The 9,036-nt window shown below is 54.3% G+C and carries 9 protein-coding genes and 3 tRNA genes; 1 reads left to right on the top strand and 11 read right to left on the bottom strand.

Annotation, left to right across the window (positions count from 1 at the left end; translation table 11 throughout):
* Window positions 1-276: NUDIX domain-containing protein (locus ACESLM_RS06740; RefSeq protein ID WP_372630794.1), on the bottom strand; the 276-nt coding region annotated here is incomplete at its 3' end.
* A 192-nt stretch (window positions 277-468) separates the two neighbouring features.
* Here ACESLM_RS06740 and ACESLM_RS06735 point away from each other — a divergent pair.
* On the top strand, window positions 469-678 hold the full coding sequence (locus ACESLM_RS06735; RefSeq protein WP_372630793.1) for a DUF6199 family natural product biosynthesis protein: 210 nt from the start codon (window positions 469-471) through the stop codon (window positions 676-678).
* Between the two features lie 172 nt (window positions 679-850).
* On the opposite strand, the gene ACESLM_RS06730 is transcribed toward ACESLM_RS06735, so the two are convergent.
* The 10 genes from ACESLM_RS06730 to ACESLM_RS06685 form a co-directional block, all read right to left on the bottom strand.
* Window positions 851-939 (bottom strand) — tRNA-Leu (locus tag ACESLM_RS06730).
* 58 nt (window positions 940-997) lie between these two features.
* Window positions 998-1,074: transfer RNA gene (locus tag ACESLM_RS06725), tRNA-Ile, on the bottom strand.
* Window positions 1,075-1,098: 24 nt separating this feature from the next.
* Window positions 1,099-1,175 (bottom strand) — tRNA-Met (locus ACESLM_RS06720).
* 73 nt (window positions 1,176-1,248) lie between these two features.
* A complete protein-coding gene (locus ACESLM_RS06715; protein WP_372630792.1) occupies window positions 1,249-1,431 on the bottom strand; it encodes a YycC family protein in 183 nt (60 codons plus the stop codon).
* Window positions 1,432-1,529: 98 nt separating this feature from the next.
* The gene (locus tag ACESLM_RS06710) at window positions 1,530-1,694 is read right to left on the bottom strand and encodes a hypothetical protein (protein WP_372630791.1); all 165 of its coding nucleotides are present in this window, start codon (window positions 1,692-1,694) and stop codon (window positions 1,530-1,532) included.
* 133 nt (window positions 1,695-1,827) lie between these two features.
* Window positions 1,828-3,411 carry an ABC transporter substrate-binding protein gene (locus ACESLM_RS06705; RefSeq protein ID WP_372630790.1) on the bottom strand — a complete coding sequence of 528 codons (1,584 nt, stop codon included), beginning with the start codon at window positions 3,409-3,411 and terminating at the stop codon, window positions 1,828-1,830.
* Window positions 3,408-4,298 carry an ABC transporter ATP-binding protein gene (locus tag ACESLM_RS06700; protein ID WP_372630789.1) on the bottom strand — a complete coding sequence of 297 codons (891 nt, stop codon included), beginning with the start codon at window positions 4,296-4,298 and terminating at the stop codon, window positions 3,408-3,410. Before ACESLM_RS06700 ends, ACESLM_RS06705 begins: the two co-directional genes overlap by 4 nt.
* A gap of 6 nt (window positions 4,299-4,304) precedes the next feature.
* On the bottom strand, window positions 4,305-7,148 hold the full coding sequence (locus ACESLM_RS06695) for an ABC transporter permease (RefSeq protein ID WP_372630788.1): 2,844 nt from the start codon (window positions 7,146-7,148) through the stop codon (window positions 4,305-4,307).
* Window positions 7,149-7,151: 3 nt separating this feature from the next.
* Window positions 7,152-8,249: an efflux RND transporter periplasmic adaptor subunit gene (locus ACESLM_RS06690; RefSeq protein ID WP_372630787.1), complete on the bottom strand. Its 1,098-nt coding sequence runs from the start codon at window positions 8,247-8,249 to the stop codon at window positions 7,152-7,154.
* Window positions 8,209-9,027, bottom strand: coding sequence for an ABC transporter ATP-binding protein (locus tag ACESLM_RS06685; protein ID WP_372630786.1), 819 nt, complete (start codon window positions 9,025-9,027; stop codon window positions 8,209-8,211). The genes ACESLM_RS06690 and ACESLM_RS06685 overlap by 41 nt, the downstream gene beginning before the upstream one ends.
* Window positions 9,028-9,036: the final 9 nt, after the last annotated feature.

The following is a 9,036-nucleotide window of genomic DNA, read 5'->3' as shown; positions in this document are numbered from 1 at the left end:
TTTGTGTTCGTCGATATATCCAATTGCTTCAATGATAACAGCATCATAACCCGTTTCTTCCTTTATCTCGCGCACGAACGCCGCTTCCCTCTCTTCACCCTCCTCTACACCGCCTCCAGGCAGCTTGTAAAGGCTTGCGCTCGACATCTCCATCATCGCGACCTTCAGTTCGTCATTGATCAGAACACCTCTCGAAGCGTACCGAGACACAACTTCCATGAACTCAGGTTCGCTACCCACAAAATCGCTGTCCGTTATAGTCTTTAGCCGTTGCAAGTTGCAATCCCCCTTACGTCTAGATTTCTTTTTTTCGGACAAGAATGTTTATTTCTACATCTCACCTCCTGAACAGTAGCCACCTATCGCAGGATTTTAAGTCCTGTGCGTCTGTCAATTCCGCTAAGCAAATAATCGCTCTCTCTTCGAAACATCAACGATCTCACTAGCGTATTACATATTAAGGAGCTGATGAATATGGCCGTCTTCATTATTCTTTTCATCATACTGGCGATATTGAACATCGTCTATCCTTCCTTCGGGTGGTATCTCCGATATGGTTGGATGGTGAAAGGCGAGTCCGAGCCAAGCGAGGCTTACCTGATTATGAGCAGAGTCGGTGGAATTGTCGCACTTGTACTTTTAATTTTTGTTTTATTTTCAGGCGCTTTCACATATTAAAATGACTCGATAAGACTGGTGGACTCACTGCCAATTCCTTGGATTCGAAGTCTCGTCCCCAATCCGTCCCCAACAGGAAAACGACGCTCAATCCTTAAGATTTTATCTGTCCGAGAATTAATTTTAAAATAAAAAAATCCCTTACCTACCAAGGGATTCGATCTTCACTATATGGTGCCGAGAACCGGGGTCGAACCGGTACGGTAGTCACCTACCGCAGGATTTTAAGTCCTGTGCGTCTGCCAATTCCGCCATCCCGGCATGCGAGTCTCTGGCGACCGAGAACGATCGGTCAACGAGCGCTGCCCCACGAACTCCGTGGTGGGCCTTGAGGGACTCGAACCCCCGACCAATCGGTTATGAGCCGACCGCTCTAACCAACTGAGCTAAAGGCCCCCGTAAAGGTCCAGAGAAAGGTGTTGGTTGCGGGGGCAGGATTTGAACCTGCGGCCTTCGGGTTATGAGCCCGACGAGCTACCGGGCTGCTCCACCCCGCGTCGTTAAAGCATTATAGAATTTATTGGCGACAAGTAATAATATACTATAGAAAATAGCCCAGAGTCAATACTTTTATTCACTTTTCTTTTCTTCCGTTTCCAGATGCTGCTTGTCCTCGGCCGTTTGCGCCTTCGCCATCTCCCCCAGCTTCTGCAGTAAAATATGCTGAGGCATGTGCATCAAATGCTCCAACGGCACCTTCATGTATTCGGCCAGTTTAACGGCTGTTTCCGCGGATAACGGCATTCTTCGCATCGCTGCTTCCTCCTTCGCCCGATCCTTCCGGACACCAGCTTAGCACAAAAACCGTCCCTTTGCCAATATGCAGCAACGCAATCTGCCCGACAAGCCGCTTAGGGCATGTACCGAATGCCGTACTTCCCTTTTTTCGAACGGAATACTTCGATCTCCTGCGGCGCCTCAAGGCCGAATACCCAACTGTCGTGCTCCATGCGTTGAACGAGACATCCCGCTTGAAATTTGCTGTCGTACAATCTCGACCAATATACCCATTTCATGCGTCTTCCCCCGCTTTTGTAGAGATGTGGATGCTCCTAGCATGCTCGGCTTTGGCGGATTTGAATCTGTCGCCCGGGAAATTTAAAGCAAACGCCCCATCCGCACGGATGAGGCGCCTGCAAACTTCCTCGCTTAATCGATGGTGACCGCTTCGCCAGCCGCTTCCATAATCGCCCTCTTCTCGAGAGAAATACCTCCCCCGCCGCCACCGCCGTTGTCCGTGTTGATTCCGTCAAACGGATTTTCGATGTTGCCTTTCGGGTTGTTCTTGATCTTCTGAAGCAGATCGTTCCCCTTCTCCTGCCACAATGCCAGAGCGTCCTTGGCGGACTTGCTTCCCTGCATCACTTGGGAGAAGAGCATCGAGCCCATCTCGTTGATCAAGTTCAGATTTGGCTTTTCGCGGTACAGCTCCTGTTCCTTGATCGAAGAGCCTTGCAGCGGAGCCGGCTTCATCTTCGTGAACGCCTCGATGTTGTAGCTCATGCCGTCGCGCACTTTGACGAATTCTTTGCGCGCGGACAGCTCGTAAGTGCTGCGGGACTTCAGCTTCGCCCAATCTTTGCCGTTCATGAACTTGACGAATTCCCAAGCGTCGTCCGAATTCCTCGCGTTGGCGTTAATACCGGCCAGTTGGTTCAAATAGATGTTGCCCCCGAACCCTTCCTTGCCGACATGGTACGGCACCGTAACGACGTCCCACTCCAGCTTCTCCATCTTCAGCTTATCGCTGTTGTCGTTCATTTGCTGGATCTGGTTGATCATGCCGTAGTCCCCGATCGTCATGGCCACTTTACCGTTGAGGAACAATTGGCCTTGGAACGGATTATAGCGGTAATTCTCTCCCTGAGGCTGCTCGTAGTTCATATCCTCCTGGCTTGGGGTTACGCGGTCCTTCTTCATCTGAGCTATCGTCTCCCAGAGGTTTTGCCATTGCGGCGTGTTGACCGTCATCGTCTCGCCCTTCTCATCGAACATCCTGAGCTGAAGAGGCGCGGCGAACGATTGGAAGTCCCAGAAGTTGTCTCCTGCCCCCCACTGATTAAAGGTGAATCCGAAAATAGCATCCTTGCCGCTTCCCGATTTCATCCTTTTCGCCAGGTTGAATACGTCGTCCCAGCTCATGCCGTCTTGAGGGAACTCGACTCCCTGCTTCGTAAACAGCTTCTTATTATAGTAGAGAGCGGAGGATTGGAAAGTCGGCGCGAGCGCGTACAGAAAACCGTCTCCCTGCTCCTTGATCCCGTCGATGACCGTCGGCACGAACTCGCTGACGTCGATTTTGTCTTCGTTGATCATCGGATCGAGCTGCTTCAGAAGATTGTCGTTCACGAGCTGTCCAAGCATGTTCATGTCGTTGATGATCATGACGTCTACCGGATCGCTTCCGGTCATGATTTCCTTGAGCTTCGCCATTTGGTCGACCGGTTCCTGTTGCTTCGAATAGTCCTCGAACTGCATTTCCGAATAATCGATCGCGGGCACGACTTCGATATCGATGTTCGAATGGGTGAACTCGAACATGTCCGTGAATTGCTGACGGAACCAGCTCTCATCGGATTTGCTGCCGTACATCGTGCCGACGCGCAGCGTGCGGCGATTATCCGGATCGTTCGCGCTGTCCCCCGAATTACACGCCGCGAGCATCGGGACTAGTAAAGATAAGCTCATTCCGGTGAGCACCCATTTTCGGGTTTTTCCTGCTTGTTTGTTCATGCGGTTTCGTCCTCCTCCAAGGATTTGGGTTTTGTAATGACAATCTTGTCTCCGTCGAACTCCATCGTTGCTTTGTCGCCGATCGCAAGAGCGGACAAGTATTCTTTCGGAATTTGCAAGCGGCCTACCCGGTCGACGACGACGAAAGCTTCGTGCGCTTCTTCCGGCGTCCGCCCGCCCGAGAGAGGCAAGGAATGATCCAGGTTGGGGTTCCTCTTGATGAACTCGGTGCTCGTCAGCCCGTCGCGGATCGCCACGACCCGGTCCACTTTACTTGCCAGCGACAAATCGTGAGTAACGATTACGATCGTTAAGCCAAGCTCCCGATTAAACTTGCGGAAAATATCCATGATAATATCGGACGTTCGCGAATCTACCGAACCCGTCGGTTCGTCGGCCAGCAACAGCTGCGGACGGTTCGCCAGCGAGATGGCGATCGCCACCCGCTGCTGCTCGCCCCCGGACAGCTGCTGGAGCTTGTTATGCATGCGTTCCTTCAAGCCGACCCATTCGAGCAGTTGCTTGGCATAAGCTCGGTCCAGCTTGCCGGAAAACATCATCGGCATCTCTACGTTCTCAAGAGCGCTCAGGAACGGCAGCAGGTTGCGGGCGTTGTTCTGCCAGATGAAGCCGACCGTATCTCGCTTGTACTTGACGAGATCGTCGTCGTTGACCTTCAGCAGATTCCACGGCCCTACTTGCACCTGGCCGGCGGAAGGGCGGTCAAGCCCGCCGAGAATGTTCAGCAAAGTCGACTTCCCGCTTCCGCTGTTCCCGATAATCGCCATCATTTCTCCGGCTTTGACGGATAAGTTCAAGCCTTGAAGCGCGACGACCTCCAGATCGTCGGCCTTGTAAATTTTCACGAGACCTTCGCATGTAATCATGCTTGCTTACCGCTCCTCTCCCAGCTTGACGGCCTGATGAACCTTCAAGCGTCTAATGTGCGTGATGAGAAGCGCCACGCCGATCGTCATCATGACGCCGACGACGATATACAGTCTGTTCGTGTCGGTCGCTTCGAAAATGACGCGGAACGGAGGAACCTGATTCGTCGAATTGTCCGTCGTCTGCAGGAAAGGCAGGAACAGCAAGCTCGCAAGCTTACCGATGCCTATGCCGAGACCGATCGACAAGCCGGCGGTAAAGATTTGCTCGAGCAGCAGCATGCCCGTCAGTTGCTTGCGAGAAAGCCCCATGGCGCGCAAAATACCGATCTGCACGACCCTGCGCGACAAGTTAAAGAACCAGAACAGAATGTAGCCCGACAACGAAACGATAATCGTCACCAGGAAGCCCAGGCTGAGAATTCCGAATACGCCGCCCCTGGCCGGGTGCTTGCTCTGCGTCGTCAATTCGGATCTCATGCTGTTGATCGCCGCGAGCTCGACTCCTTTCTCCTGAAGCACCGGGATAATCTCCGGCACTTTAGCGTCCGGATCCATCTTGAGCCACACGTCATAAGGAATCAGCGGCGCTTGATCGTAGATATAGCCTAGATTCGCGATCAGGAACGGCGTTTGGTCCGGGTACAGGCTAGGCCAATAAGGCAAAACATCCAAAATGATAAACTCGATCGCCTGCTCCTGAATGACCGTCTGGATCGTATCTCCCCGCTTCAAGTCGAACTTCTTGGCTACATTGGAGGAGATGAAAGCTCCCTCCGGCACTTGCCCCATCCATTCGAGATATTTGTACGGATTGATCTGGTACATATTTTTGCGAAGCCAACCGACGCGGGCGAAATCGACGTTGTCGATGCCCATGATGGTCGCTTGCCCTGCCGTCTTGCCGGAGATCGTCAAGCTGCTCTTCGTCTGCAGCACGCGCGCCGCGTGCTCGACGCCCGGCAGCGTGCGGAAAATCTCGAACGGAGGCTCGTTGTAGTTAAACTTCGTCGGCGTAGGGCGATCTCCCTGACCTCCGCCACCTCCGCCGCCGCCTCCGCCGCTACCGCTGCCTTGCTTAGTCGGAGGCTTGAATTCAGGCGTGCCATCCCATACGGTCTTGACGACGACGTCCGTTCCGTATTTGTACATGATCCTCTCTTCCGAGTTCAGCCCAATCGTCCGCGCTGCGGAGGAATTGTACACCCCGAGGCCCAGCGTCAAGATGAGCAAAATCATGAGCGGATAATACGATTTGGACGACCGCGACAACTGCGTGAGCGTCAGATAGAACGGCACCGGCAAAATCTTTTTCCACATCAGATTAAACAACTTGAGCAGAAGCGGGAACAATCTGAGAAACACAAGCCCCGCGGCAAAAATGCTAAGCGCCGGAACGAAGAACAGAAACGGCTGTACGTTGAGCTGGTCCGTCGTCATTCCCGTCTTGAAAGTGACCATCTGCCGCTCGTTGAATAAATACCAGCCGTAACCGGCAACGCCAAGCAGCAGCACGTCGATAAACCATTTCTGCCAGAACGGCTTGCTGTCCCCCCTCGCCATCTGCCTCTTGTAATCGACGATGGACGTTCTCGTGAAGACGAGAGCCGGGATAACGGTCGCCGCGATCGCCACAATGACGGCCGCAACGCCGGCCAGCACGCCGTCTATCGAGAATCCGACCGGTATCGCCTTGCGGTCTACGAAATGAAGAAACCCGCTGGCCGATCCGATGCTCTTGGCCATGAACCAGCCAAATATCGGACCTATCACAAGCGCAACGATGCCCAGCAGGGTCCCTTCCAGAAGGAACAGCATGAAGATCTGTCTCGTACTCGCCCCCCGGCTTCGCAGTACCGCGATGTCGGAGCGCTGCTTCTCAAGCGCCTGCTGCGTGTTCATCGTAATAAAGTAGAACACCATGGCGATCATCGGAGCCGCGAGCGTGAAGAGCATCGTCTGCAATTGAATGCTGTCCCGGCGAAAATCGCTCAGCATCTCGGCGAAGCTGAGCTCCAGGCGCGTGTCCTTCAGCTTCTTATAGACTTCGATGTCGATGCGGTTCAGCTTGCTCGACAGCGGAGAGAGCTGGCTCGTTTGAATCTCTCTCAGATCGTACGCCGAATACCAGCTTGCGATCTGAATCGGAATGCCGCGCTTGGCCGATAGATCGTCCAGAAAGACCGGATCGGCCACGTACAAATAATTCATGAGTCCTTCCAAGCCTTGATACCAATAAGCGCTCGTGTCGTCGACAGGCTTGAACGCTCCGACGATCTGAACCCGCAGCGTCTCCCCTGCAGCCGAGTACAGCAGGACGTCGCCGACGTGCAGGTCGTTGCGGAACAGCGCTTCCTCCATCATAACGGCCTGGATCGTGCCGTCCGCTTCGGAACTGTCCGCGAACCACTTGCCCCCCGCCATCTCGACTTGTTCCTTCAATCCTTCGAAGGACGCGATCGACAGCTTCCTCGTGCGGCTCGCATCCACCTTCGTCGGATCTTCGGGAGACACTTCCGAGCTGCGGATCGTCAAGCTCCGCTGGGAGACCTCCACCGGAAAACCGATGTCGGACCTGACGTCCTCGCGAATATACTGATCGACGTTATGGAAGCTTTCCAAATCCGTCTTGCCGTCCGTCGACTGGTAACGAATCAACATCGAACCCGCGGGCAACCCTTCGCTGTTGTCCTGCAGAGATTGCGAGACGACCCGCTTGAGCGCGCCGTCCGCGTACATCGGAATACTCGTCGTGAAAGCGACCGCGACGAACAATCCGGCAAGCGTGCTGAGCGTCATCCAGCGCGTGTTCCACATTTTGCGGAAGAGAAACCGAATCAGCGCGTTCATCGATTACCGACCTACGACTTTCTGTCCCGGCGTCAAGCCGTTCAAGATTTCCGCATCGGTCGAAGTTTGTTGCCCGACTTCTACGTCGACCTCGCGCTTGCTTCCGTCCGCTTCCGCCACTTGAACGTAAGAGCGCGCTCCGATCGTCCGCAGGGCAGCCAGAGGAATGACGACCGCGTTCTCCTTGCGGTTGATAATGACGGAGATGGACAGCGGAGTTCCGCGAGTGACCTCCTCAGGCAGCTTACCGACGTCGACCAGCAAATATTTGTTGATGCTGTCCGTTTTGCCTCCGTTGTTGCCGCCGTTCTGATTGTCCGTCGAAGGGATCGGCATCTGCTTGATCTTGCCCGGAAGCTGTCCGACATTGTTAATTTCGACCCGAACTTCCATGCCGACGGCGACCTTCTCCAGATCGTCCTTGGACAACTCCGCGGCGACGACAAGACTGCTCGGATTGGCGATGACCGCGACCGTGTCGTACGCTTTGACCATGTTGCCTTCCTGCACCGGCACCGACACGACCGTTCCGGAGAACGGAGAGGTCAACACCGCTTTGCCGATATCCTCGCGCATATCGGCGAGTTGCTGACGCGCTTCCTCGAATTGCAGGGATTTCATCTCGAATTCGATCGGATCCATCTCGTCTTTCTTGCGCAGCGTTTCCTTCATCTCGAGCTCGCGCTGCTTGAAGGAAAGCTCCTGCGAGCGAAGGTTCTTCTTTAATTCGTCGACGTCCAGCTCGGCCAGCGTCTCTCCTTCTTTGACGCTGCGGCCGGATTCTATGTAAAGCTTCTTAAGACGTTTCCCGTCCAACGTAAAATAGACCTGCTTCTCCTGGGAAGACAGTATTTTGCCGGAACCCGACACTTTCGTTTCCAGCGTTTTCGTCACTACGTCGTAATGCGGTTTTTCGGAAATTTTCGGAAGTTGGATCGCGGACAGATCCTCCTCCTCCGGTTCGTCGGGCAGCAAGCTGCACCCCGAGAGCGCCAAAGACAATGCCAGCGCGGCGATCGCTCCGGCCCTCTTGCGGCTGCGGCGTCCGTGCGCCTGACGGTCAATTGGCGACGAATACGCCGTCCACCATTTCATAGACATGGTCTGCTACCTCCATAATCGTAGGATCGTGCGTCGTCATGCAGAGCGAGATATTCTCGGCTGCGACGACTTCTTTGAACACCTGCATAATTTGCGCGGTCATCTGGCTGTCCAGTTCCGCCGTCGGTTCGTCCGCCAGAATGAGGCTTGGCTTGTGGGCGATCGCCTTGGCGATGGCCACCCGCTGCTGTTCTCCCCCGGAAAGCTCGAACGGACGGTGATGCATTCTCTTGGTGAGACCGACCAGATCCAGACAGGCTATAATTCTCTCCTTCCATTCCGAGCGCGGGATGTTCGCCATGCGAAGAGACAATTCGACGTTCTCGTAAGCGGACAATAAGGGCATCAAGGCGAACGCCTGGAAAATAAAGCCGATATCTTTGCGGCGCACGACGGTGCGCTTGTCGTCATCCCACTTGTGAAACGGACGGTCCTTGAAAAATATTTCTCCCTTCGTCGGCGTATCCAATCCGCCCATCAGATTCATCAGCGTCGTCTTACCCGAGCCCGAGCGACCTCTCAACATGACGAGCTGGGACGGATAGAGACTGAGATTGATTCCTTTGAGCACCTTGATTTTCTGGCTTCCGACGTCGAAGGATCGTTCCACGTTGCGCACGGACAAGATCGGTTCGTTCGTCACCGGGCGTTCACTTTTGGACGCTTCCGCTGCAGCCTCCGTATTCTTGGCCTGCGCCTTCTCGGACGGTTTCGTCAAATCTTCTCTCTGTTCGCCTGACTTCTCAGCCGTGGACCCTCGGCTTAGCCATGACAGCATTCATCTTCC

It is taken from the genome of Cohnella sp. (assembly GCF_041641335.1).
In the GTDB taxonomy this organism is placed as follows: Bacteria; Bacillota; Bacilli; order Paenibacillales; family Paenibacillaceae; genus Cohnella.
This window is presented reverse-complemented; position numbering and strand designations above follow the sequence as displayed.

Excerpts from the sequence above, each read along its gene's own strand:
- ACESLM_RS06735 (WP_372630793.1), top strand. The coding sequence starts at position 469 with ATGAATATGGCCGTCTTCATTATTCTTTTCATCATACTGGCGATATTG.
- ACESLM_RS06715 (WP_372630792.1), bottom strand. The coding sequence starts at position 1,431 with ATGCGAAGAATGCCGTTATCCGCGGAAACAGCCGTTAAACTGGCCGAA.
- ACESLM_RS06710 (WP_372630791.1), bottom strand. The coding sequence starts at position 1,694 with ATGAAATGGGTATATTGGTCGAGATTGTACGACAGCAAATTTCAAGCG.
- ACESLM_RS06705 (WP_372630790.1), bottom strand. The coding sequence starts at position 3,411 with ATGAACAAACAAGCAGGAAAAACCCGAAAATGGGTGCTCACCGGAATG.
- ACESLM_RS06700 (WP_372630789.1), bottom strand. The coding sequence starts at position 4,298 with ATGATTACATGCGAAGGTCTCGTGAAAATTTACAAGGCCGACGATCTG.
- ACESLM_RS06695 (WP_372630788.1), bottom strand. The coding sequence starts at position 7,148 with ATGAACGCGCTGATTCGGTTTCTCTTCCGCAAAATGTGGAACACGCGC.
- ACESLM_RS06690 (WP_372630787.1), bottom strand. The coding sequence starts at position 8,249 with ATGTCTATGAAATGGTGGACGGCGTATTCGTCGCCAATTGACCGTCAG.
- ACESLM_RS06685 (WP_372630786.1), bottom strand. The coding sequence starts at position 9,027 with ATGCTGTCATGGCTAAGCCGAGGGTCCACGGCTGAGAAGTCAGGCGAA.